Annotated in this window: 21 protein-coding genes; 8 read left to right on the top strand and 13 right to left on the bottom strand. The window is 71.1% G+C overall.

Annotation, left to right across the window (positions count from 1 at the left end):
* Positions 1 to 7: 7 nt before the first annotated feature.
* Entirely contained in the window at positions 8 to 1,204 is a 1,197-nt protein-coding gene (locus tag KIH74_RS02280) for a PucR family transcriptional regulator (protein WP_214153905.1), read from the bottom strand.
* 77 nt (positions 1,205 to 1,281) lie between these two features.
* Between KIH74_RS02280 and KIH74_RS02275 the strand changes: the two genes are divergently transcribed.
* Both KIH74_RS02275 and pruA read left to right on the top strand, forming a co-directional pair.
* On the top strand, positions 1,282 to 2,190 hold the full coding sequence (locus KIH74_RS02275; protein WP_214153904.1) for a proline dehydrogenase family protein: 909 nt from the start codon (positions 1,282 to 1,284) through the stop codon (positions 2,188 to 2,190).
* A 26-nt stretch (positions 2,191 to 2,216) separates the two neighbouring features.
* A complete protein-coding gene (pruA, locus tag KIH74_RS02270) occupies positions 2,217 to 3,845 on the top strand; it encodes an L-glutamate gamma-semialdehyde dehydrogenase (RefSeq protein ID WP_214153901.1) in 1,629 nt (542 codons plus the stop codon).
* A 60-nt stretch (positions 3,846 to 3,905) separates the two neighbouring features.
* On the opposite strand, the gene KIH74_RS02265 is transcribed toward pruA, so the two are convergent.
* The gene (locus tag KIH74_RS02265) at positions 3,906 to 4,748 is read right to left on the bottom strand and encodes a sugar phosphate isomerase/epimerase family protein (protein ID WP_214153899.1); all 843 of its coding nucleotides are present in this window, start codon (positions 4,746 to 4,748) and stop codon (positions 3,906 to 3,908) included.
* Between the two features lie 76 nt (positions 4,749 to 4,824).
* On the bottom strand, positions 4,825 to 5,763 hold the full coding sequence (locus KIH74_RS02260) for a Ppx/GppA family phosphatase (RefSeq protein ID WP_214153897.1): 939 nt from the start codon (positions 5,761 to 5,763) through the stop codon (positions 4,825 to 4,827).
* An 82-nt stretch (positions 5,764 to 5,845) separates the two neighbouring features.
* Between KIH74_RS02260 and KIH74_RS02255 the strand changes: the two genes are divergently transcribed.
* Together KIH74_RS02255 and KIH74_RS02250 are read left to right on the top strand one after the other, a co-directional pair.
* Complete coding sequence (locus tag KIH74_RS02255; protein WP_214153895.1) at positions 5,846 to 6,724, top strand: DUF3109 family protein; 879 nt, start codon at positions 5,846 to 5,848, stop codon at positions 6,722 to 6,724.
* 2 nt (positions 6,725 to 6,726) lie between these two features.
* Positions 6,727 to 7,458, top strand: coding sequence for a class I SAM-dependent methyltransferase (locus KIH74_RS02250; RefSeq protein WP_214153894.1), 732 nt, complete (start codon positions 6,727 to 6,729; stop codon positions 7,456 to 7,458).
* 225 nt (positions 7,459 to 7,683) lie between these two features.
* Here KIH74_RS02250 and radA read toward each other — a convergent pair whose 3' ends face one another.
* A complete protein-coding gene (radA, locus tag KIH74_RS02245) occupies positions 7,684 to 9,144 on the bottom strand; it encodes a DNA repair protein RadA (RefSeq protein WP_308113519.1) in 1,461 nt (486 codons plus the stop codon).
* 99 nt (positions 9,145 to 9,243) lie between these two features.
* Between radA and disA the strand changes: the two genes are divergently transcribed.
* From disA to KIH74_RS02230, 3 genes are all read left to right on the top strand, one after another.
* On the top strand, positions 9,244 to 10,326 hold the full coding sequence (disA, locus tag KIH74_RS02240; protein WP_214153892.1) for a DNA integrity scanning diadenylate cyclase DisA: 1,083 nt from the start codon (positions 9,244 to 9,246) through the stop codon (positions 10,324 to 10,326).
* Positions 10,317 to 11,228, top strand: a complete 912-nt coding sequence (locus KIH74_RS02235; RefSeq protein ID WP_372491989.1) for an iron-sulfur binding domain-containing protein — start codon at positions 10,317 to 10,319, stop codon at positions 11,226 to 11,228. Before disA ends, KIH74_RS02235 begins: the two co-directional genes overlap by 10 nt.
* 75 nt (positions 11,229 to 11,303) lie before the next feature.
* Positions 11,304 to 12,275, top strand: a complete 972-nt coding sequence (locus KIH74_RS02230; RefSeq protein WP_214153888.1) for an ATP-binding cassette domain-containing protein — start codon at positions 11,304 to 11,306, stop codon at positions 12,273 to 12,275.
* 21 nt (positions 12,276 to 12,296) lie between these two features.
* Here the strand turns inward: KIH74_RS02230 and KIH74_RS02225 are convergent, their stop codons facing one another.
* From KIH74_RS02225 to KIH74_RS38285, 6 genes are all read right to left on the bottom strand, one after another.
* Positions 12,297 to 12,800 carry an amino-acid N-acetyltransferase gene (locus KIH74_RS02225; RefSeq protein WP_214153887.1) on the bottom strand — a complete coding sequence of 168 codons (504 nt, stop codon included), beginning with the start codon at positions 12,798 to 12,800 and terminating at the stop codon, positions 12,297 to 12,299.
* Positions 12,801 to 12,919: 119 nt separating this feature from the next.
* The gene (locus KIH74_RS02220; protein WP_214153885.1) at positions 12,920 to 15,439 is read right to left on the bottom strand and encodes an ATP-dependent Clp protease ATP-binding subunit; all 2,520 of its coding nucleotides are present in this window, start codon (positions 15,437 to 15,439) and stop codon (positions 12,920 to 12,922) included.
* Positions 15,440 to 16,374: 935 nt separating this feature from the next.
* Positions 16,375 to 16,707, bottom strand: a complete 333-nt coding sequence (locus KIH74_RS02215; RefSeq protein ID WP_214153883.1) for a histone-like nucleoid-structuring protein Lsr2 — start codon at positions 16,705 to 16,707, stop codon at positions 16,375 to 16,377.
* Between the two features lie 197 nt (positions 16,708 to 16,904).
* Positions 16,905 to 17,129 (bottom strand): hypothetical protein, encoded by a 225-nt coding sequence (locus KIH74_RS02210; RefSeq protein WP_214153881.1) that lies wholly within the window; start codon positions 17,127 to 17,129, stop codon positions 16,905 to 16,907.
* A gap of 16 nt (positions 17,130 to 17,145) precedes the next feature.
* A complete protein-coding gene (gene lysS, locus KIH74_RS02205; protein WP_308113518.1) occupies positions 17,146 to 18,660 on the bottom strand; it encodes a lysine--tRNA ligase in 1,515 nt (504 codons plus the stop codon).
* Positions 18,661 to 18,734: 74 nt separating this feature from the next.
* The gene (locus tag KIH74_RS38285; protein WP_214153878.1) at positions 18,735 to 19,451 is read right to left on the bottom strand and encodes an ANTAR domain-containing protein; all 717 of its coding nucleotides are present in this window, start codon (positions 19,449 to 19,451) and stop codon (positions 18,735 to 18,737) included.
* A 297-nt stretch (positions 19,452 to 19,748) separates the two neighbouring features.
* Here KIH74_RS38285 and KIH74_RS02195 point away from each other — a divergent pair, with 297 nt between their 5' ends.
* Complete coding sequence (locus KIH74_RS02195) at positions 19,749 to 20,870, top strand: glycosyltransferase family protein (RefSeq protein ID WP_214153877.1); 1,122 nt, start codon at positions 19,749 to 19,751, stop codon at positions 20,868 to 20,870.
* Positions 20,871 to 20,888: 18 nt separating this feature from the next.
* Here the strand turns inward: KIH74_RS02195 and nadC are convergent, their stop codons facing one another.
* Genes nadC through panC form a run of 3 tightly spaced genes read right to left on the bottom strand, consistent with a single transcriptional unit; the run spans position 20,889 to position 24,381 of the window.
* Positions 20,889 to 21,839: a carboxylating nicotinate-nucleotide diphosphorylase gene (gene nadC, locus KIH74_RS02190; RefSeq protein WP_214153875.1), complete on the bottom strand. Its 951-nt coding sequence runs from the start codon at positions 21,837 to 21,839 to the stop codon at positions 20,889 to 20,891.
* Positions 21,836 to 23,533, bottom strand: a complete 1,698-nt coding sequence (locus tag KIH74_RS02185; protein WP_214153874.1) for an L-aspartate oxidase — start codon at positions 23,531 to 23,533, stop codon at positions 21,836 to 21,838. The genes nadC and KIH74_RS02185 overlap by 4 nt, the downstream gene beginning before the upstream one ends.
* Positions 23,530 to 24,381, bottom strand: a complete 852-nt coding sequence (panC, locus tag KIH74_RS02180) for a pantoate--beta-alanine ligase (protein WP_214153873.1) — start codon at positions 24,379 to 24,381, stop codon at positions 23,530 to 23,532. The genes KIH74_RS02185 and panC overlap by 4 nt, the downstream gene beginning before the upstream one ends.
* Positions 24,382 to 24,394 lie beyond the last annotated feature (13 nt).

Genomic DNA, 24,394 nt, shown 5'->3' with positions numbered 1-24,394 from the left:
CTCGAGCTCAGCCCGGTACCGGGGGTGCCACAGCCAGCACCTCGCTCAGCGCCAGTCCCAGGTGCAGACCCAGGCGGGCCTCACCCTCGTCCAGGTCCACCCCGGTCAGTTGCTCCACGCGCTCCAGCCGGTAGTACAGGGTCTGCCGGTGCACCGAGAGCGCGGCGGCGGTCCGGGCCGCGTTGCCGCCGGAGTCCAGCCAGACCAGCACGGTCCGGATCAGGTCGGCGTCGGCCCGCTCCCTCAGCCGGGCGGCCGGGGTGCCCGCGATCAGCGCGGCGACCACCTCCGGGCCCTGCTCCAGCACCCGGTAGAAACCCAGGTCGTCCCAGCTCAGCACCGGCCCCAGGTGCGGGCGCGCGATCGCGGTGCGCAGCGCGGTCGCGGCCCGCACGGCCGCGGCGGGCAGGCCGACACCCGCACCGGCACCCACACCCACACCCGAATCAACCTGCGAGCCGACGGTTTCGGCCGGCGGCGGGCAGGGCCCGCTGAACCCGGCCACCGCCCCCGCCGGCACCTGACGGGCCACCCGCCGGGCGATCAGGTCGGGCGCCGCCCCGGCCGGCACCGACAGCACGGTGTGCCGCACCGTTCCGTCGGCCTCCCGCACCACGGCCACGACCAGTGGCTCCTGCGGGCTCAGCTCGCCCAGGGCCACCAGCCGGCGCCAGGCGGCGCGCGGCCCGGGCTCCTCGTCGTCCATCATTGGCCGACCGCCCGCCTTGGCACCGCCGAACAGGAGCGCGGCGACCAGCCCCGCCCGCTCGTCGGCCACCCCGGCCCGCCGGGCCAGCAGCACCCCCGCGCGCTCGGCCAGCGGGACCACCCGCACCAGCGACGCGGCATCGACCCCGGCGGTCGGCTCGACCACCCAGAAGTAGCCGTGGGTGCGGCCGCCCGCCCGCACCGGCACGCAGACCCGCGCGGCGATCTGCCGGCTCTCGTCGGCCGGGATCCGCACGGGGGCGGTGGCCGAGGCGATGCCGTGCTCGAGGAAGTAGCTGCGCACGGCGGGGGTGGCGGTCTTGCGCAGGATCGACGCGGCCCGCACCTGGTCCACCCCGTCCGGGCCGTGCGAGCCGTAGGCCAGCAGGGCGAATCCGGTGTCCTCCAGCGTGGCCGGGGCCTGCAACAGGTCGGAGACGTCGTCGACGAGGTCCTGGAGCGCCCGTGGGTCGGACTCACCGGTGGCGGAGGTCATCCAGGTTCGACAATCGTCGGAACGGCTCGTGACATCTGCACATGGTGACATCCGGACCTCGCTCCTAGCCTGGCCGTATGCCGAAACTCCTGCTGGCTGCCGCCCGGACCCGGCCGGTCCGGGCCTCCGTGAGCGCGCTGCCGATGACCCACAAGATGGTCCGCAGGTTCATCGCCGGACCGGACGCCCCCTCCGCCCTGGCGGTCACGAAGTCGCTGCGGGACCAGGGCCTGGCCGTGACGCTCGACGTGCTCGGCGAGGACGTCACCGATCGCGCGCAGGCCGCCGCCACCGCGGCCGCCTACCGCTCCCTGCTGGGCTCGCTGTCCGACGCCGGGCTGGCCGACCGGGCCGAGGTGTCGGTGAAACTCTCCGCCCTGGGCCAGGCCCTGGGCGCCGACGGCGACAAGATCGCCCTGGAGAACGCCTTCTCGGTGGCCACCGCCGCGGCCGAGGCCGGCACCACGATGACCCTCGACATGGAGGACCACACCACGGTCGACTCCACCCTGGGCGTCCTGCGCGAACTGCGGGAACAGCACCCCTGGGTGGGCGCCGTGCTCCAGGCCGCGTTGTACCGCACCGAGGGCGACTGCCGCGATCTGGCCGGCAGCGGGTCCCGGGTCCGCCTGGTGAAAGGTGCCTACGCGGAACCGGCTTCGGTCGCCCACCCGCGTAAGACGGACGTCGACGCCGCTTACCGCCGCTGCATGGAGATCCTGTTCGCCGGGCAGGGCCACCCGATGATCGCCACCCACGACATGGCCCTGGTGGCGGACGCCTGCGCGCTGGGCCGGGCCCGGGGGGACTGGGAACTCCAGATGCTCTACGGGATCCGCGCCGACGAGCAGCGCCTGCTCGCCTCCGCCGGGGTGGACGTGCGGGTGTACCTGCCGTTCGGCACCGACTGGTACGGCTACTACATCCGCCGGCTGGCCGAGCGGCCGGCCAACATGCTGTTCCTGCTGCGTCACCTCGGTTCTTGAAAAGCCCTATCAAGAAAGGACGATTGATGGACGCCATCACGAACGTCCCGGCTCCGGTCAACGAGCCCCCTCGCCCCTACACCGCCGGCGGCGCCGACCGCGCCGCCCTGGAACCCGCCCTCAAGGAGATCTGGGGCACCCGCGCCGAGCTGACCAACTGGATCGGCGGCGAGGCCGTGCCGGGCGGCGGCGAGCCGACCGACGTCGTCGCACCGTTCGAGAAGTCGCACGTGCTGGGCACTTTCCGCGCCGCCACCGCCGACGACACGACCCGGGCGATCGAGGCCGCCCGGCAGGCCGCCCCGGCCTGGGCCGCACTGTCGATCGACGACCGCGCCGCGATCCTGCTCAAGGCCGCCGACCTGCTCACCGGCAGCTGGCGCGCGGTGACCAACGCCGCCACCATGCTCGGCCAGGCCAAGACCATCTACCAGGCCGAGATCGACGCGGTCTGTGAGCTGGCCGACTTCTGGCGGTTCAACGCGCACTTCGCCCGGCAGATCTATGCCGAGCAGCCTGCGGCCAACTCCCCCGGCGTGTGGAACCGGATGGACCACCGGCCGCTGGAGGGCTTCGTCTACGCGGTCACGCCGTTCAACTTCACCTCGATCGCGGCCAACCTGCCCACCGCCCCGGCCCTGATGGGCAACACGGTGCTCTGGAAGCCCAGCCCCACCCAGGCACTCTCGGCCGAGTACACGATGCGCCTGCTGGCCGCCGCCGGCCTGCCGCCGGGTGTGATCAACCTGGTGCACGGCGCCGGGCCCGAGGTGTCGGGCGTCGCGCTGAACGACCCGGACCTGGCCGGCATCCACTTCACCGGCTCCACCGCCACTTTCCAGCATCTGTGGCAGGAGGTCGGTAAGAACATCACGAACTACCGCTCCTACCCGCGCATCGTGGGTGAGACCGGCGGCAAGGACTTCGTGCTGGCCCACCCCAGCGCCGACGTCGACGTGCTCCGTACCGCCCTGGTGCGAGGCGCTTTCGAGTACTCCGGGCAGAAGTGCTCGGCCGCCTCGCGGGCCTACGTGCCGCGCAGCGTGTGGGCGCGGCTGCGCGAGGGCCTGGCGGAGACCACGAAGGCGCTGCCCGTGGGCGCCCCCACCGACTTCGCCAACTTCACCTCGGCCGTGATCGACGCCCGGGCGTTCGCCAAGCACCAGGCCGCCCTGGAGCGCGCCGCCGCGACCGCGGGCATCGAGGTACTGGCCGGCGGCACGGCCGACGACAGCACCGGCTACTTCGTCGACCCGACCGTGCTGGTCGTCGACGACCCCGCCGACGAGTCGCTCAGCACCGAGTACTTCGGGCCGATCCTGGCCGTGCACGTGTACGACGACGCCGACTTCGACCGGGTCGCAGCCGGTATCGCGAAGGACTCGAAGTACGCGCTGACCGGGGCGATCATCGCCCAGGACCGGCAGGCCGTGGCCCGCGCCATGGAGACACTCCGCTTCGCGGCGGGCAACTTCTACATCAACGACAAGCCGACCGGTGCGGTGGTCGGCCAGCAGCCGTTCGGCGGTGCCCGGGCCTCCGGCACCAACGACAAGGCCGGTGCGCCGCAGAACCTCCAGCGCTGGACCTCGACCCGCTCGATCAAGGAGACGTTCGAGCCGGCGCTCGACTGGCGCTACCCGCACATGGGCTGACAATGATGAGCCACCGTGGGCTCCGGAATCCCCTCGATCCGGAGCCCACGGTGTTCCACGTCAGAGGGTCGGCGTCAGGTTCGCCGACGACAGGTGCTCGCGGGCGAAGTTGAGGCACTCGGTCAGCTCGGCCTCCCGCTCGGCCCGGGTGCGGCACTTACGGGTGTTCACCTCGACCGCCACCACGCCGGACCAGTTCCACTCCGACAGCAGGTCGAGCACCTCACCGCAGGGCTGGGTGCCGCGGCCGGGCAGCAGGTGCTCGTCCTTGGCCGAGCCGGCGCCGTCGGCCAGGTGGATGTGCCGCAACCGCTCACCCAGCGCACGCGCCATCGCCAGCGAGTCACCACCGGCCGTGGCGGCGTGCGAGAAGTCCAGTGTGACGTGGCGATACGACTGCTCCAGCGGGTCCCAGCCCGGCGAGTAGGCCATCACCTCACGGGTACGCGCCCGCCAGGGGTACATGTTCTCCACCGTCAGCGGCACCGCGTAGCTGTCGTTCAGCTGGGCGACGCCGTCCACGAAGCCGGCGCCGTACTCCTTCTGCCAGCGGAACGGTGGGTGCGCCACCACGGCGGCCGCACCCAGCGACTCGGCCATCTGTAGCGAGCGCTCCAGCTTCGACCACGGCTCCTTGCCCCAGACCCGCTGGGTGACCAGCAGCGTGGGGGCGTGCACCGACAGCACGGGTACGCCGTAGTGCTGCGAGAGCCGCTTCAGCGCGCCGGTGTCCTGGCTGACCGGATCGGTCCAGACCATCACCTCGACACCGTCGTAGCCCAGTCGCGCAGCGATTTCGAACGCGTCGGCACATGACTCCGGGTACACGGAACTCGTCGACAGCGCCACCTTGGCTGCGGGATTCCCAGACGGTTTCCGCCCACCATTGTTCGATCGGCCCATGCACTTCAGCGTAGTCACTCCCGCTGTGGGCGCTTGTGCACACCCTCCCCGGGCGCTCGGGGCTCACTCTCCCGGTCTACAGCCCCGGGCCGGACGCACTCATCACGGCGTCGAGCCGACGCAGGATCACGCCCTCGCGCAGCGCCCACGGGCTGATCTGGAGGCTCTCCACGCCGAGCAGCTCCATCGCGCCCTCGGCCACCAGGGCTCCGGCCAGGATCTGCCGGGCCCGGCCGGTCGAGACGCCGGGCAGCCCGGAGCGCTCGGACTCGGTCATCGCGGCCAGACGCGGCACCCACGCACTGAGGTCGGCACGACGCAGCGTGCGCGCGGGCCCCTCGTCGTCCATCGGTGTGCAGATCCGGGCCAGTGTGCGAAACGTCTTGCTGCTGCCGACGACCTGGTCTGGAACACCCCCACGGACGACGTCCCGGACCACGCGGCCGATCTCGGCACGCACGTACCGCCGCGCGGAGCGCACCGATTCGGCGTCCGGCGGGTCGCCGGCGAGCCGGTCGCGGGTCAGCCGGCCGGCGCCGAGGGGCAGAGAGATGGCCACGTCGGGCAGTTCGTCCAGACCCGCGCCGATCTCCAGCGAACCACCACCGATGTCGAGCACCAGCAACCGGCCCGCCGACCAGCCGAACCAGCGGCGCACCGCCAGGAACGTCAGCCGGGCCTCGTCGCCCCCGGCCAGTACACGCAGTTCGACACCGGTCTCGGTGCGCACCCGGTTCAGCAGTTCCTGGCCGTTGGGGGCGTCGCGGATGGCCGAGGTGGCGAACCCGATGACCTCCTCGACGCCCAGGTCCTCGCCCACGGTCAGGCTGCTGCCGACGAACTCCAGCAGGGCCTTCTCACCCGCCGCGGAGATCCGCCCGTCCGCCTCCAGCTGCTCGGCCAGTTTCAGCTCGACCTTGTGCGACGAGGCAGGCAACGGCCGGGCCCCCGGATGTGCATCCACCACCAGGAGGTGCACCGTGTTGGACCCGACGTCGAGAACACCCAGCCGCATTCTGTGAAAGTACCCCACCACCGGCGCCGACAAGGCTCCCCTTGCACGTGGGTACCCCCTTGCAGGGCTTACATTGTCGCCCATGCCCCATCCCCCCGCGCCGGAGATCGGCCTCGACCCGGCCCGGCTCTGGCTGGAGTTCCCCGACCCCGAGGAAGCCGAGCCCGCCGACGACGAGGATCCCGAGGATCCCGTCGACTTCGTTCTCGAAGACGAGGAGGACGAGGATCCTGATGACGAAGAACTTGAGGACGACGATCAGCCCGCACAGGTCTATCGCTGTGACCTGACCTGGCTCACGTCCAACTGGACCTGTGTCTACGGCAGCGGCTGCGCCGGCATCTACGCCGACCGCCCCTCCGACGGATGCTGCACTCTGGGCGCGCACTTCGCCGACGAGGAGGACGAGGCGCGGGTCACCGAGGCGGTCGAGCGGCTGGACCCGGCCCTGTGGCAGCACTCCGAGGAGGGCCTGCGCAACGGCTGGACCGAGGTGGACGCCGAGGGCCAGCGCAAGACCCGCGTGGTCGACGGCGCCTGCATCTTCCTGAACCGGCCGGGCTTCGCCGCCGGTGACGGTTGCTCGCTGCACAAGATGGCGTGGGCCGAGGAACGCGAGCCGCTGGAGGTGAAACCGGATGTCTGCTGGCAGCTTCCGATCCGCCGCTCGTACCGCACGATCGAGCGGCCGGACGGCACCAGCTACCTCGAGGTGACGATCAGCGAGTACGACCGGCGCGGCTGGGGCGCCGGCGGGCACGACCTGGACTGGTACTGCACCGGCAACCCGCAGGCCCACGTCGGGGCGCAGCCGGTGTACCGCAGCCTGCGGCCGGAACTGGTCGAGCTGATGGGCCAGGCCGCTTATGACGAGCTGGCCCGGCACTGCGACCAGATCACCGGGGCGCGCAAACTGATCCCGCTGACCGTGCACCCGGCCACCACGCTCGCCCGCCGGTAGTCATGACCGAGATCATCCCGAGCCCCAACATCTGGCGGTACCCGGGTGTGTACGAGATCGAGAACCGCAGCGTCGACCCGGACGGCGTGATCGAGGCCGCGATGCGCGCGATCCGCCCCTGGGACGGCCTGGACGTGCTCGACATCGGTTGCGGCAGTGGCTATCACCTGCCCGGGTTCGCCACCGCCGCGGCCTCGGTGGTCGGCGTGGAGCCACACCCGCCGCTGGTGCAGCTGGCCCGGCGCCGGGTGGCCTCGATCGACGACGACGAGGCCCGCGCCCGGATCGACGTGCGCGCCGGAACCGCCCAGCAGCTGCCGGTTCCCAGCGGCTCGATCGACGTGGTGCACGCCCGCTGGGCCTACTTCTTCGGCCCGGGCTGCGAGCCCGGACTGGCCGAGATCCGCCGGGTGCTGCGGCGGGGCGGTGTGGCGTTCGTGATCGACAACGACGCCACCCGCTCCACCTTCGGCAGCTGGTTCCGGCGCTGGCTGCCCACCTACGACCCGGCCGCGGTGGAGGCGTTCTGGGCCCGGCAGGGCTGGTCGCGCCGCACCCTCGACATCCGCTGGGAGATGCCGACCCGGGCGGACTTCGAGGCCGTGGTGCGGATCGAGTTCAGCGCCGAGCACGCCGACCGCATCCTGGCCTCGCACCCGGGGACGTCGGTGGACTACGCCGTGAACCTGTTCTCGTACGAGGCACCGAAAGGGCTTCTGCGGCGCGGGCGTTGAGGCTCCGCGGGCATCGAGGACCGTGCCGGCGGCCGGCACCATCTCAGCCGGCCGACACCACAACGGCCGGCCCGCACCATCCCAGCCAGCCGTCACCACACCCGTCGGCACGCACCCCTCAGCCGACCCACACCACTCAGCCGGCCCACACCACTCAGCCGGCCCGCACCGGTCAGCCTGCTCCCGCAGCTCCTTTCCGAGCGGTGGTGGCCCCGGCGCCCTTCCTCACCGGTTCCCTCCTCCCCCGCTGCCGCTGCCACCCCCGCTCCCGGTCAGGGGGAAGGTCGCCCGGCTGAGGGCGGTCAGCACGTCGGGAACCTCGTGCACCGTCATGCCTTCCGGCGGGCGCGCGGACTCCTGGGTGCCGGCCGGCACGAAGGCCGAGGTGAAGCCCAGGCGGGCGGCCTCGGCCAGACGGCGGCCGACACCGGCGACCGGGCGCACCTCACCGGCCAGCCCCACCTCGCCGATCGCGATGGTGCCCGCGGCCAGCGGTCGGTCGATGGCGGCACCGGCCACCGCGAGCGCCACCGCCAGGTCGCAGGCCGGCTCGGCGAGCCGCACACCGCCCACCGTGGACACGTAGACGTCGTTGCCCGACAGCCGGGCCCCGGCGCGGCGTTCCAGCACCGCCAGGATCATCGAGACCCGGCTGTTGTCGAGCCCGGAGGTGGCCCGGCGCGGGTTGTTGGAGGCGGTCGGGGCGACCAGTGCCTGCACCTCGCTGACCAGCGGGCGGCGCCCCTCCAGGGTGACCGAGACGCAGGTGCCCGGCACCGGCTGGGCGTGCTGCGACACGAACAGGCCGCTGGGATCGGTGAGACCGACGATGCCGACCTCGGACAGGTCGAAGCAGCCCACCTCGTCGGTGGGGCCGTAACGGTTCTTCACGGCGCGCACCAGCCGCAGCCGGGAGTGCCGGTCGCCCTCGAACTGGCAGACCACGTCGACCAGGTGCTCCAGCACCCGGGGCCCGGCGATGGAGCCGTCTTTCGTGACGTGGCCGACCAGCACCGTGGCCATACCCCGCTCTTTGGCCACCCGGATCAGCGAGGCCGCCACCTCGCGCACCTGCGAGACGCTGCCCGCCGAGCTCTCGATCGCGTCGCTGGCGATGGTCTGCACCGAGTCGACCACCATCAGGTCGGGCGACACGTCTTCGACATGGCCCAGCACGGTGGACAGGTCGGTCTCGGCGGCCAGCAGCAGCCGGGGCCGCAGCGCCCCGATGCGCTCGGCCCGCAGCCGCACCTGGCTGGCCGACTCCTCACCGGTGACGTAGAGAACCGTGCGGGTCTGCGCGGCCGCCCGGGACGCGACGTCGAGCAGCAGGGTGGACTTGCCGACGCCGGGCTCACCGGCCAGCAGCACCACGGCACCGCTGACGATGCCGCCGCCGAGCACCCGGTCGAGCTCGTCGACGCCGGTGGACCAGGTCTTCGCGTTCTCGGCGCTGATCTCGCCGATCGGCCGGGCCTTCTCGGTGACCGTGCGGGCCTTGGTGACGCCGGCGGGCGCGGCCGAGGTGGCCTCCATGACGGTGCCCCAGGCCTGGCACTCACCGCACCGGCCGACCCATTTCGCCGTGGTCCAGCCGCACTCGGCACAGCGGTACCCCGGGTTGTCGCGCCCCGACCGCCGGCCCCGGCCGGCCGACCCACCACTTCGCACGCCAGTTGTACTCACCCCGCAGAACCTACGCGCCACCACCGACAGTTCTGGCCCCGGCGGCCCGGCCAGGAGCTTTGGGCCCGTGACCGTTCACCGGCCGGATAGACTCCCCCCGTGGTCGCCGAGCGCACTCCCGAAGAGCTGCTGCGGTACACCCTTGCCGCGGTCGCGCCGGGCACGACGCTGCGCGACGGTCTGGAACGCATTCTGCGCGGCCGCACCGGCGCTCTCATCGTGCTCGGGCACGACACCCTGGTCGAGAGCATCTGCACCGGTGGCTTCAATCTCGACGTCGGCTTCTCCGCCACCCGGCTGCGTGAGCTGGCCAAGATGGACGGCGCGATCGTCACCGACCAGGACGGGTCGCGGATCCTCCGGGCCGCCGTGCAGCTGGTGCCCGACCCGAGCATCCAGACCGACGAGTCCGGCACCCGGCACCGCACCGCCGAGCGGGTGGCCAAGCAGACCGGCTATCCGGTGGTCTCGGTCAGCCAGTCCATGCGCATCATCGCGCTCTACGTGGCAGGCCGGCGCTACGTGCTGGAGGGCTCCGACGCCATCCTGGGCAAGGCCAACCAGGCCCTGGCCACGCTGGAGCGCTACAAGGCCCGGCTCGACGAGGTCACCAGCACGCTCTCCGCGCTGGAGATCGAAGACCTGGTCACCGTGCGCGACGTGTCCATCGTCATCCAGCGTCTCGAGATGGTGCGCCGCATCTCCGACGAGATCCAGCACTACGTGGTCGAACTCGGCACCGACGGCCGGCTGCTCTCGCTCCAGCTCGACGAGCTGATCGGCGGCGTCGGCCCCGACCGCGACCTGGTCATCCGCGACTACCTCGACGCCACCCGGCGCGAGCGCTCGATGCCCGAGGTGGTCACCGCCCTGGCCGAGATCCCCTCCAACGACCTGGTCGACCTCGGGCTGGTCGCCCGGGTTCTGGGTTTCGTGCAGGGCAGCGATGCCCTCGACGCCTCGGTCAGTCCCAAGGGCTACCGGCTGCTCACCAAGGTGCCGCGTCTGCCGGGCGCGATCGTCGAGCGCCTGGTCGACCACTTCGGCGACCTCCAGAAACTCCTTGCCGCCAACCTCGACGACCTGATGCTCGTGGAGGGCGTCGGCGACCAGCGAGCCCGCGCCGTCCGGGAAGGTCTTTCCCGGCTGGCCGAGTCCAGCATCCTGGAGCGATACATCTGAGTACCACCGACACCGGCGCACATCCGCTGCACCGCCCGATCCTGGCCTGGTACGAGGCGAACGCCCGCGACCTGCCCTGGCGCGAGCCGGACTGCCCGCCCTGGCACGTCCTGATCAGCGAGATCATGCTCCAGCAGACCCCGGTCAGCCGGGTGCTGCCGATCTGGCGGGAGTGGGTGCAGCGCTGGCCCGAGCCCGCCGACATGGCGAAGGAGCCGCCCGGCGAGGTGATCCGGGCCTGGGGCCGGCTCGGCTACCCGCGGCGTGCGCTGCGCCTGCACCAGGCCGCACAGGCGATCGTGGACCGCCACGACGGCGCCGTGCCCAGCGACCACGCCGAGCTACTGGCCCTGCCCGGCATCGGCTCCTACACCGCCGCCGCCGTGGCCAGTTTCGCGTTCGGCCAGCGTCACGCCGTGCTCGACACCAACGTGCGCCGGGTGTTCGCCCGCGCCGTCACCGGCATCGAGTACCCGCCGCCCGCCGTCACCTCCGCCGAGACCCGGCTGGCCACCGGACTGCTGCCGCAGCAACCGGCCCGGGCCGCCCGCTGGGCCGTGGCGGTGATGGAGCTCGGTGCGCTGGTCTGCACCGCCCGCTCGCCCAAGTGCGCCGGCTGCCCGGTCTCCTCGCAGTGTGCCTGGCGTCTGGCCGGTTCCCCACCGCACACCGGCCCGGCCCGCAAGGGCCAGGCCTGGGCCGGCACCGACCGGCAGATCCGCGGCGCGCTGATGGCCGCCCTGCGCAAGAGCCGCGACCCGCTCTCGCACCCGCAGCTGGTGATCGAGGTGCCGGACGGCGCCCTGCGCGACCCGGGACAGCGCTCACGCTGCCTGGCCGGGCTGATCGAAGACGGTCTGGTGGAGCCGCTGCCCGGTGATCATTACCAGTTACCCGGGTAAACGCCCATACGGGATACAGAAGGCGTACGTTACGGCTGCCAACTGACCGCCTTAAATCTTCGCTAATCTCAACGCGTGGCGCAGAATGACGGGGGTCAGCGGCCCGCTCCGAGCGGTGCGCCGCGTCCGGTCGTTGCCTTCGAGCAGGTCAGTTACTCGGTGCGACGCGGGTTCTGGCGTCGTCACTCCACCGTCTTCGACGGCCTGTCCTTCTCGGTGGCCGCGGGCGAGGCCGTCGGCCTGCTGTTTCCGCCCGGAGCCGGCAAGACGAGCCTGGTGAAGCTCGCCACAGGCCACTGCTCGCCGTCTTTCGGTTCGATCTCGGTTCTGGGCCACAAGCCGTACACCGGGCACGCGGAACTGGCCGGCCGGGTCGGCGCCATCGTCAACGAGCACTCACAGCTGTGGTTCGACGTGCCGCTGGGCGAGTCGTTCACCATGGTCTGCCGTCTGCTCGAGCTGCCCGACGGCAGCGCGGACGAGCTGGTCGAGCGGCTGGAGCTCGGGCGGGCGCTGAGAACGCCGGTCGGCAACCTGACACCGGCCCAGCGCCGCCGGGCCGAGCTGGTCGCGGCGCTACTGCCCGACCCTGAGGTGCTGATCCTCGACGAGCCGACCCGGGGCATGGACGCCGGCAGCAAGGAACGGCTGCGCTCGGTGCTGCGCCAGGAGAACCGGATGAACGGGCGTGCGCTGCTGCTGGCCACGAGCGATCTGGCCGACGTCGAGTCGCTGTGCCCGCGGCTGCTGGTCGGGGTGGACGGGCGGATCGGCTTCGACGGCGACGTGCCCGCACTGACCGAGTTGCTCGGCACCGAGCGGGTTCTCGTGGTGGACCTGCTCGCTCCCACGGCCCCGCTCGACGATCTGGCCGGCACCGAGCTGATCGCCGTGGAGGCCGGTGGCCTGCGCCAGCGTCTGGGCATCACGCCCGGCCGGGGCAGCACGGCCAAGGTGCTGGCCGAGGTGGTGGCCCGGGCCCCCGTGCGCAACCTCAGCCTGGAGGAGCCGGACGTGTCCGAGCTGGTGCGCCGGCTGACCCCGTGAGCGGGGGCCCGCCGGGCCGGGTCAGAGCTCGCGGAGCATGCGGGTGTTGCCCAGGGTGTTGGGCTTGACCCGGGCCAGGTCGAGGAACTCGGCGATGCCCTCGTCGCCGGAGCGCAGCAGTTCGGCATAGACCTCGGGGGCCACCGGTGTGCCCTCGATCTCACGAAAACCGTGGCGCTCGAAGAACTTCACCTCGAAGGTGAGGCAGAACAGCCGGGTCACGCCGAGTTCGCCGGCCTGCTCGATCAGGGTGTCGAGCAGGGCGTGCCCGACCCCGGCACCGCGCCAGGCCGACGACACCGCCAGGGTGCGCACCTCGGCCAGGTCTTCCCACAGCACGTGCACGGCGCCACAGCCGATCACCTGGTCGTCGGCGTCCACCGCGACCCGGAACTCCTGCACGTTCTCGTAGTAGGTGACCGTCTCCTTGTGCAACAGGATGCGCTGGTCGGCGTAGCCCGCCACCATGCGCGCGATGGTGGAGACGTCGGTGGTGCGGGCACGCCGGACGCGGAAGTCAGCCACCCGTCGATGTTCTCACGCCACCGCCGGGCGTGTGAGCCGAAGATAGCCTCGTCACATCCGGCAAACGGCCGGAGGCCGGAACCCTCGCGGGTTCCGGCCTCCGGTGGTGCGGGTGGCGGTCAGGACGCTTCGCCGGCGACCGGCGGAGCCCCCGTCTCGCTGGCGGTCAGCTCCGGGATCGATCCGCCCTTGGGCACTCCGCGGAAGCTGAAGTGGGCCGTGGCCGGCTCGCCCTCGGCGTCGACCAGAACGATCTGGCCCGCCTTGAGCTCGCTGTAGAGGATCTTCTCGGACAGCGTGTCCTCGATCTCGCGCTGGATGGCGCGGCGCAGCGGCCGGGCGCCCAGCACGGGGTCGTAACCCTTGTGGGCCAGAGCGATCTTGGCCGCGGGCGTGAGCTCGAGGCCCATGTCCTTGTCCTTGAGGCGCTCGTCCACCTTGGCGATCATCAGGTCGACGATCTCGATGATCTCGTCCTGCGACAGCTGCGGGAACACGATGGTGTCGTCGACACGGTTGAGGAACTCCGGACGGAAGTGCTGCTTGAGCTCCTCCGCGACCTTCGCCTTCATCCGCTCGTAGCTCGTCTTCGTGTCGCTGCCCGACTGGAAGCCCAGCTGCACACCCTTGGCGATGTCCCGGGTACCCAGGTTCGTCGTCATGATGATCACAGTGTTCTTGAAGTCGACCATGCGGCCCTGGGAGTCGGTCAGGCGACCGTCTTCCAGGATCTGGAGGAGCGAGTTGAAGATGTCCGGGTGGGCCTTCTCGACCTCGTCGAACAGCACCACGGAGAACGGCTTGCGGCGCACCTTCTCGGTGAGCTGGCCGCCCTCTTCGTAGCCGACGTAGCCGGGAGGCGAACCGAACAGCCGCGACACGGTGTGCTTCTCCGAGAACTCGGACATGTCGAGCTGGATCAGCGAGTCCTCGTCGCCGAACAGGAACTCGGCGAGCGCCTTGGCGAGCTCGGTCTTACCGACACCGGTCGGACCGGCGAAGATGAACGAGCCACCGGGACGCTTCGGGTCTTTCAGGCCGGCCCGGGTGCGGCGGATCGCCTGCGACATGGCCTTGACCGCGTCGACCTGGCCGATGATCCGCTTGTGCAGCTCGTCTTCCATCCGGAGCAGACGGGTGGTCTCCTCCTCGGTGAGCTTGAACACCGGGATACCGGTCGCCGTGGCCAGAACCTCGGCGATCAGCTCCTCGTCGACCTCGGCGACCACGTCCATGTCGCCGGCCTTCCACTGCTTCTCGCGCTCGGCCTTGGCCGCCAGCAGCTTCTTCTCGCCGTCGCGCAGCGACGCCGCCTTCTCGAAGTCCTGCGCGTCGATCGCGGACTCCTTGTCGCGGCGGGTCTGCGCGATCTTCTCGTCGAACTCGCGCAGGTCCGGCGGAGCCGTCATCCGGCGGATGCGCAGTCGGGCACCGGCCTCGTCGATCAGGTCGATCGCCTTGTCGGGCAGGAACCGGTCGTTGACGTACCGGTCGGCCAGCGTCGCCGCCGCGACCAGGGCCGCGTCGGTGATGGAGACCCGGTGGTGCGCCTCGTAACGGTCGCGCAGGCCCTTCAGGATCTCGATGGCGTGGGCCAGCGAGGGCTCCTGCACCTGGACCGGCTGGAACCGGCGCTCCAGGGCGGCGTCCTTCTCGATGTGCTTGCGGTACTCGTCGAGCGTGGTGGCGCCGATGGTCTGGAGCTCACCACGGGCCAGCATCGGCTTGAGGATGCTGGCGGCGTCGATCGCGCCCTCCGCGGCACCCGCCCCGACGAGGGTGTGGATCTCGTCGATGAACAGGATGATGTCGCCGCGGGTGCGGATCTCCTTGAGCACCTTCTTCAGGCGCTCCTCGAAGTCACCGCGGTAGCGCGAACCGGCGACCAGGGCGCCGAGGTCAAGCGTGTAGAGCTGCTTGTCCTTCAGCGTCTCGGGGACCTCGCCCTTGATGATGGCCTGGGACAGGCCCTCCACCACGGCGGTCTTACCGACACCGGGCTCACCGATCAGAACCGGGTTGTTCTTGGTGCGGCGCGACAGCACCTGCATGACCCGCTCGATTTCCTTCTCCCGGCCGATGACCGGGTCGAGCTTGCCCTCGCGGGCGGCCTGCGTGAGGTTACGGCCGAACTGGTCGAGCACCAGCGAACCGGACGGCGTGCCCTCGGCCGGACCGCCGGCCGCGGCCGGCTCCTTGCCCTGGTAGCCGGACAGCAGCTGGATGACCTGCTGGCGCACGCGGTTGAGGTCGGCGCCGAGCTTGACCAGCACCTGGGCGGCGACGCCCTCGCCCTCACGGATGAGGCCGAGCAGGATGTGCTCGGTGCCGATGTAGTTGTGCCCGAGCTGAAGGGCCTCGCGGAGCGAGAGCTCCAGCACCTTCTTGGCGCGGGGGGTGAAGGGGATGTGCCCGGAGGGGGCCTGCTGTCCTTGACCGATGATCTCCTGCACCTGCTCGCGGACAGCGTCGAGCGAGATGCCGAGGGACTCCAGCGCCTTGGCTGCGACTCCCTCGCCCTCATGAATCAGCCCCAGCAGGATGTGCTCGGTACCGATGTAGTTGTGGTTGAGCATCCTGGCCTCCTCCTGGGCCAGGACAACAACACGGCGGGCGCGGTCGGTGAACCTCTCGAACATCTGCGCTCCTCGTGCGGTCAGTGGGGGTGAGACGGGGTCTCGCTGACCTTATCGATGCTATCTGGGGCTACGGAAAGAAACACCCTGCAATCCGAGAGTGAGACTGTGCCGACACCCGTGCATCGGCCAACGGAGCTGGAACCTTACGTGTTCCAGGGCCGGAGCACAGTAGTTCGATGTTCGCTTTCGGCGGACAGAACCAACGCTTTTCACGAGCTTTGAGGCCCTCGCCCGGGCGCGGGACGGAAGTCCCGGTTCGGCCCGGCGGGCGGCCCGGCCGCATGTCCAGGGTGCCACCCGTTGCCGGGGCCGGTCACGCCGGGTCACCCGAGCCGATCGCCCCACCGTTCCGGTTCCCCCTCTTGTTTGCGGACGGCGAACAGACGGCTCCGACACGTCCACCGGCGGCCGCCCGGCGGCCGGGACGAGGTTTCCGGGCGAGCGCCGAACAACACCGGAGCGAGGGAATTCACCCGCCGAATTCGGACAAGCCACCCCGCTAAGCACACATTACGTGCTACCGCGGGATTACCCGCCGGCAGATCGGGCACCGGGTGTTCGCACCCGTCCTGCCTATCCGCGGGGCCGACAAACAACGCGGAGCAGCGGAACGATCACCAGAAGTTCCGCCGAACGTTGTCAGTACCGCTTCCGGTGGGCGGCACTATCCCGGAGCGCAGACATAGTCCGGACAATCGCATTCAGCACAACCTGGCAATTCGGGATTCTGCCGAATTCACCCGGGCGTCCACCCCCGGACGGAGCACACTCTTTCGATCCGGCCGAACCGCGACCGCACGGCGAGGTGACCGGCGGGGAAAAGCGAAAGACCCACGACAAAACCTGGACGGGCGCCGAACCATAGCGGTTCGGCGCCCGTCCAGGACTACGCCGTCGATTCACGGCGGTGGCGCGATCTCACGGGTGGGACAGGTTCAGTGCGCGCCTTCGTAGGCAGCCATCACCTCGGCCGAGACCCGGCCGCGATCGCTCACCTGATAGCCGTTGTCGCGCGCCCAGGCCCGCACGTCACCGAGATCCGCCTTGGCGGCGGACCGGCCACGCGACGTGCCCCGGCCACGGCTGCTACGGCCGCTGATACGACGGGCATGCCCCACCCACGGTGCGATCGCGTCTCGCAACGCCTCCGCGTTGGTCGCGGAGAGGTCAATTTCATAGTTGACCCCGTCGAGCGAGAACGACACCGACTCCTCGGCCTCGCCGCCGTCCAGGTCGTCAACAAGAATGACCTGCACCTTCTGCGCCATCAATTACTCCTAGAAACGCCACCGGAGTCCACCCCGGGCAGATGAACCCATTCATGGGAATCATGGAGTCGACATTCAAGCATGTCAAGCCAACACCGCAGGATGCCCGCAATAGTGAGCGGTTAGCAGTTGTCTCGCGCCCCGGTGACATTCACATTTTCACCGGGGCCGTCACCCGTTCGGCCGAACGGGTGACGCTAATCAACGTCTGTCGTACCCGTCTGCTTCGCCGATTCCGCCGGACTCACAGATTGCGAGGTATGCGTTTGCCCGGTCGGGCCATTCTGTCCGAGACCCAGGCGACGGTCTTCTGCGGCCTGGGCCAGTCGCTCACGGCGATCCGCCTGAAAGATGGCGCGGATCGCGATGACGAAGAGGATGAGAACACCGATCGAAGGAAAGATCGCTGCCACGTAGTCCATGCCGGTTCCTCGCGTCCTATTCGGGCTTGACCAAGGGGAACAAAATCGTCTCCCGGATACCGAGACCGGTGATTGCCATGAGCAACCGGTCCAGACCCATTCCCATACCGCCGGTCGGCGGCATGCCGTGCTCCATCGCCCGGAGGAAGTCCTCGTCCAGGCGCATCGCCTCGTCGTCACCCGCAGCAGCCGCCTGGGCCTGGGCCACGAAGCGCTCGCGCTGGATCACCGGGTCGACCAGCTCGGAGTAGCCGGTGGCGAGCTCGAACGAGCGCACGTAGAGGTCCCACTTCTCGGTCACGCCCGGCGTGGTGCGGTGCGGGGCCACCAGCGGGGAGGTGTCTTCCGGGTAGTCGCGCACGAAGGTCGGCGCGTACAGGTCCGGCACCACGAGCTCCTCGAAGAGCTCCTCGGCCAGCTTGCCGGGGCTGTACCAGGACTGCACCGGGACGTCGTGCTTGGCCGCCAGCTCGACCAGCTCGGCGCGCTCGGTGGCCGGCGTGACCTCGCGGCCCGCCGCCTCGGAGAGCGAGCCGTACATGGTGATCTGGCGCCACTCACCGCCGAAGTCGTACTCGGTGCCGTCGGCCAGGGTCACCGAGGTGCCGCCCGAGACCGCCTGCGCGGCAGCCTGAATCAGGTCACGCACCAGGTCGCCGATCGAGTTGTAGTCGGCGTAGGCCTGGTACGCCTCGATCATCGCGAACTCGGGCGAGTGCGTGGAGTCGGCGCCCTCGTTGCGGAAGTTGCGGTTGATCTCGAACACCCGGTCGATGCCGCCGACCACCGCGCGCTTGAGGAAGAGCTCCGGCGCGATCCGCAGGAACAGGTCGATGTCGAAGGCGTTCATGTGGGTCTTGAACGGCCGGGCCGCCGCGCCACCGTGCTGCACCTGAAGCATCGGCGTCTCGACCTCGACGAAGTCGCGGGAGTGGAAGGTGTCGCGCAGCGAGCGCACCACGGCTGCCCGGGAGCGCACCACGTCGCGGGCCGCCGGCCGGACGATCAGGTCGACGTACCGCTGACGCACCCGGGCTTCCTCGGACATCTCACGGTGCAGCACCGGCAGTGGGCGCAGCGCCTTGGACGCCATCTCCCAGCGGTCGGCCATCACCGAGAGCTCGCCGCGCTTGGACGAGATCACCTCGCCGTGCACGGAGATGAAGTCGCCGAGGTCGACGTCGCTCTTGAAGGCGGCCAGCGCCTCCGGCCCGACGGCCTTGGCCGAGACCATCACCTGGAGCTGGGCGCCGTCACCGTCTTGCAGCACGGCGAAGCAGAGCTTGCCGGCGTCGCGGAAGCGCATCACCCGGCCGGCCACGGCCACCAGCTCGCCGCTGGAGGCGCCGGTCTCCAGCTCCGCGTGCGCGGCGCGGACGTCGGCGAGGGAGTGCGTGCGCTCGACCCCGACCGGGTAGGGAGCTTTACCCGAGGTCAGGAGGCGCGCCCGCTTCTCCGAGCGGATGCGCATCTGCTCGGGTAGGTCCTCCTGGGGCGTTTCGCTGGTGGCACCAGCCTGCTGCTCGGTCACAACAGGCGATCCTAGTGGGCCCGCCTAAGCGTTCATCGCCGTGCCGTCAAGAGGCGCCCGCCCGGCGGTGCCGATCAGCTCTGCTCGAGGATCGCGCTGGTGGTCAGGGCCGCCCAGATCCGGGCCGCGGTCTCCCGCTCCGCCTGGGTCGGGCGCACCACCAGGTCCGGGTCGTCCGGATGCTCGGCGGCCTGGCCCCCGACGTGCTCGACCAGGGCCACGGCCAGGTTGCGCAGCCGGATGTTGAAGTGCTGGCTGGCCCGGGCCAGGGCGGCGAAGGCGGCCGGGGCATCGGCCCCGATGGCGCCCATCACCAGGCCCTTGGCCTGCTCGATCACCCGCCGGTACTGGGTCATCTGAAGCATCTGCTGGGCCACCTGCTCCTCGCCGGCGCAGTACTCGACCACCGCCAGGGCCTGGGTCACCAGGGGCTCGTATCGGTCGATGTCGCGCAGCACCCGGTTGTCGGGCACGCGGTCCAGGTACACCGAGAACACCGTGGGCAGGTCGGAACCGAACTCACCGGGCACGAACACCGCACCCTTCACGGTGCCCAGCGTCTCCTGCGAGACGCCCGGCAGGTCACCCAGCCCCGGGTCGGCGGCGTCGTCCAGCGGCCGGACCACGACGGTGTCGTGCCGGAACGCCTCCCAGATCGGGCCGTGCGCGTGTTGCCACTGCGCCGGGTCGAGCTCGGTGGCGACACCGATGGCGGCGGTGGTCTTGGGGGTGCCGCCTTCCGACCGGCTGTCGGTGGCCACGCTGACACCGACGCCGACACTGCCCGGCACGGATTGCAGCGTGAACTCGAGAAGGCTTGTCAGTAGGTCGTTCCCGAACTCGCGGATAGTCAAAGGATGTCCCTTCCGAAGAGCGACCGATGGCCGTCGAGCCCTAAGCATCGGGCTTCAGCGCGCGGAAAGCGATCACAGATGCCAGGCTCGACGGAGCAGAAGCGGCGGCCGACTTCCGCCCGGAGATCTTCATGTCGATGAGAGGAAGTTGATCAGGTTATGGTGGCCACCTCGTCCAGGACAGGCGCGAGTCTCCCCTCCAACGCTACAAGCGAAATCCCGCGAGAGGCGCCCATGTCCCCGTCCCGTAAGCGACGTCGTGCATCCCCCGAGTGGGAGGGCCGCACGATCATCCGGATCGCGGCACTGCCCGGCCGTGGCGTGTACGTCCGGCACCTCGGTCACCCCGAGGGCGTCGACGGCGTGCACCGTCCCACCGTCCAGATGCCCGGCTCCGCCCCGCGCCCGCCCGCGGCGTTCGACCCGGCCTGGATCGAGCACCATCTCGGCGACATGCAGATCGTGCACGTGCACGCCCTGGCCCCGCGGATGACCGCCGAGCACGTGCGGGCCGCGGTCGACGCGACCCGGGCCGCCGGGCGTCCCCTGGTGGTCACCGCCTACCACCTCAGCGACCCGACCGGGCTGGACGAGGCCGGATACGCCGCGCAGCTCGACGTGCTGATCCCGGCCGCGGACCAGGTGATCACGCTCACCCGGTCCGCCGCCGACGAGATCTCCCGGCGCTGGTCGGTGCAGGCCGAGGTGCAGCCGCACCCGCACGCCGTCGACTTCGTCCGCATGCGGCGCGAGCGCCCGGCCCCCGGGCACAGCGGCCCCTTCCTGGTCGGCGTGCACCTGGGCAGCCTGCGTCTGCCGAGCGACCCGGTGCGGGTGGTGTCGGCCCTGGCCGAGGCAGCGAAGCAGGCCGGCCCGGACGCGGACGTGCGCCTGCTGGTGTTCGTGCACGACCACCTGCTCGACTCCGACTCCACCCGCTACGACCCGGCCACGATCCGCGAGATCGAGCGCATCGTCACCGAGGCCGGCGGCGCGGTGAAGGCGCACCGCCCGATGACCGATTCCCAGCTCTGGGACAACATCTTCGGCCTCGACGCCGCCCTGGTACCGCCCTTCCACGGCTCCCACTCGGTGTGGCCGGAGGCCTGTTACGACCTGGGCACCCAGGCGATCATGCCGGCCAGCAACCACGCCGCCACGCAGCGGGCGAGCCTGGCCTACACCACCGACGGCGACGGCATCCCCGACGTGCGGTCGGTGGCGGAAGCGTTCCGGCAGGCCCGGCAGGCCACCGAGGTGGAGCGCGCCGACCCGACCGCCCGCTTCAACGAGCGGGTGAAGGTGGCCGAGTGGCTGCGCAACACCTACGAGCGGCTGCTGGACGAGAAGAACTGAGCCGCGGTCATTCCCGGTCTAACCACGGACCAGGTCGACGGCCACGTCGAGGATCGGCGACGAGTGCGTCAGGCCACCGACGGACAGGTAGTCCACCCCGGTACGGGCGTACTCGGCCGCCACCTCGACGGTCAGCCCGCCGGTGGCCTCCAGCTCGACCGGGTCGCCGGTGGCGGCCCGGGCCGACCGCACGCTCTCGGCCAGTAGCTCCGGAGACATGTTGTCGCACAGCAGGAACCGGGCCCCGGCCCGGACCGCCTCGACCGCCTCGGCGGGTGTGGTCACCTCGACCTGCACGGCCACCTGCGGGAAGCGCTCGCGCACCCGGCGGTAGGCCTCGGCGATCGAGCCGGCCGCGATCTTGTGGTTGTCTTTCACCATCGCGACGTCGTACAGGCCCATCCGCTTGTTCGTGCCGCCCCCGCACCGCACCGCATATTTCTCCAGCATGCGCAGGCCGGGCGTGGTCTTGCGGGTGTCGAGCACCTGGGCCCCGGTGCCGGCCAGCTGGTCGGCCCAGGCCCGGGTGTGGGTGGAGATTCCGCTGGTGCGGCAGACCAGGTTCAGCAGGGTGCGCTCGGCGATCAGCAGCACCTGCACCGGACCGCGCAGCACCGCCAGCACGTCGTCGCGCACGACCGCCTCGCCGTCTTCGCGCAGCAACTCGGCGACCGGCGCCGGGAGCCCGGTCCAGGCGGCCACCTCGGCGAGAACCACCGGGATCAGCGGCATTCCGCTGATCACGCCGGCGGCCCGGGCCACCACGTGGGCCTCCCCCACCACGTCCGCGCCGATCGTGGCCTCGCTGGTGACGTCGTGCCCCGGGGCCCCCGACGTCTGCGACAGCCCCAGGTCTTCGCCCAGCGCGTCACGCACCACCGCGCGCACCCGCGCCGGGTCCAGCCCGGCCGCCGTCAGCCGCTCGACGACGCCCGGCTCCCAGGGGGTCTCGGATTCCCAGTGGTTCACGACGTGCTCTCCAGGGGTTCGTACCGGGTGACCAGCTCACCGTCGGGATTCAGGTGCGACACCAGACGGCCGCGCCACCGGTCGTCGTCACGCTGCGGGAAATCCTCGCGGTAGTGCCCCCCGCGGGTCTCCTCACGCAGTGCCGCCACCTGGGTCAGCGCGGAGGCCACGGTGTGCAGGTTCATCGTCTCCCACTCGGCCGTGCCGTGGGTGACGTCGATCTTCTGGGCCCCCTCGGGCGCCTCGCAGCCGCCGGCCGACGACAACCGGGCCAGGTCTCGCGCGGCACCGGCCAGGCCGCCGGCCGTGCGGATCACGCCGGGCCCGGAGGACGCCGCACGCTGCACCTTGACCCGCGCGGTGGCCGCCAGCAGACCGGCCGGGCCGGGCCGTTCCACGGGCTCGGACTGCGGGAGCTCGCCGCCGCCCAGCCGGGAGCTCACGTCGTCCGCGATTCGGTGGGCGAACACCAGACCCTCCAGCAGCGAGTTGCTGGCCAGGCGGTTGGCCCCGTGCACCCCGGTGCAGGAGCACTCCCCGACCGCGTAGAGCCCGGGCAGGCTGGAGCGGCCGTCGGCGCCGACCCGGATGCCGCCGGAGTGGTAGTGCTGGGCGGGCGCCACCGGGATCAGGTCTTCCGCCAGGTCGAAACGGTGCCCGGCCAGGGCGTTCACGATGGTCGGGAACCGCCGGTGGAGGAAGTCGCGGCCGAGGTGACGGGCGTCGAGGAAGACATGCCCGGTGCCGGTCGAGGCCATCTGCCGGACGATCGCCTTGGCCACCACGTCGCGCGGCGCCAGCTCGGCCATCTCGTGCACGGCGGGCATGAACCGCACGCCGTTCACGTCGACCAGCAGCGCGCCCTCACCGCGCACCGCCTCGCTGATCAGCGGCTGCTGCCCCCGGGCGTGCTGGCCGAGCCAGAGCACGGTGGGGTGGAACTGCACGAACTCCAGATCGGCCACCTCGGCCCCGGCCCGCAACGCCGCGGCGATGCCGTCCCCGGTGGCCTCGCGCGGGTTGGTGGAGCTCTGGAACACCTGGCCGATGCCGCCGGTGGCCAGCACCACGGCGCGCCCCAGGGCCGCGCCGACGCCGTCGCGGCTGCCCTCACCGATCACGTGAAGTGTGACGCCGCAGGCGGTTCCGTCGGCGGCGGTGAGGACGTCGAGCACCAGGGCGTGCTCCAGCACCTCGATGCCCGGGTCGTCGCGCACCGCCTCCAGCGCCGCGATCAGCGCCCGGGAGATCTCCGCGCCGGTCGCGTCGCCACCGGCGTGCGCGATCCGGTCGCGATGGTGCCCGCCCTCCCGGGTCAGGGCGATCTCGCCGTTCGGGGCCAGGTCGAAATGCGCTCCCAGGGAAGCCAGTTCACGCACCCGCCGGGGGCCGTCGGTGACCAGGGCGCGCACCGCGTCCGCGTCGCAGAGCCCGGCGCCGGCCACCAGCGTGTCGTCGAGGTGCTCGGCGGGCGAGTCCTCCGGGGCCAGCGCGGCGGCGATCCCGCCCTGCGCCCAGCGGGTGGAGCCGGAGTCGAGCACGGTCTTGGTCACCAGCAGCACCCGCGACACCCGCCGGCGCAGGCGCAGCGCCGCGGTCAGCCCGGCGATGCCCGAGCCGACCACGATCACGTCGGCCTGGCTGGTCCAGCCGATCTCCGGGACCGCCAGGCGGGTGGCCAGGCGGGCGCTCACAACGGGCCGCCGATCACCAGCGGCAGGTTGTCGATCAGCCGGGTGGTGCCGACCCGGGCCGCGACCAGCAGCACCGCGTCGCCCTGGTACCACTCGGGCACGTCCTCCAGGGTGTCCGGGTCGACCAGCACCAGGTAGTCGACCAGCACCAGCGGCTCCGCCACCAGCACGTCGCGGGCGGCCCGGCGCACCGTGCTGGAACCCCGGGTGCGGGCGGCCTCACCGGCGTGCAGGGCTCTCGACAGGGCCAGCGCGGCCTCCCGGTCGAGGGCGCTCAGGTAGCGGTTGCGGCTGCTCAGGGCCAGGCCGTCGGGCTCGCGCACGGTGGGCACCGCGACGATCTCGCAGCCGAAGTCGAGATCGCGCGCCATCCGGCGGATCAGCAGCAGCTGCTGGGCGTCTTTCTGCCCGAAGAACGCCGCCTGCGGCCGGGTGAGGTGCAGCATCTTCGCCACCACGGTCAGCACGCCGTCGAAATGCCCCGGCCGGGAGGCGCCTTCGAGCTTGGTGCCGAGCACCCCGGCCGACATCCGGATACCCGGGTCGCCGTGCGGGTAGATCACGTCGGGCGAGGGGGCGAAGATCAGGTCGACGCCCTCGGCCTCGCAGAGCGCGACGTCGGCCTCCAGCGTGCGCGGGTACTTGGCGAGATCTTCGTTCGGGCCGAACTGCAACGGGTTGAGGAAGATCGTGACGATGACGCTCTCGGCCCGTTCACGGGCCCGGCGCACCAGCTCGGCGTGCCCGGCGTGCAGGGCACCCATCGTCATCACGACGGCGACGCTGCCGTGCAGCTTCTCGCGGGCTACGGCCAGCTCGTCCCGGGTCCGGGCCACAACTGTGGACATGTTCTTAACCTAC

Source organism: Kineosporia corallincola (genome assembly GCF_018499875.1).
Lineage (GTDB): Bacteria > Actinomycetota > Actinomycetes > Actinomycetales > Kineosporiaceae > Kineosporia > Kineosporia corallincola.
This window is presented reverse-complemented; position numbering and strand designations above follow the sequence as displayed.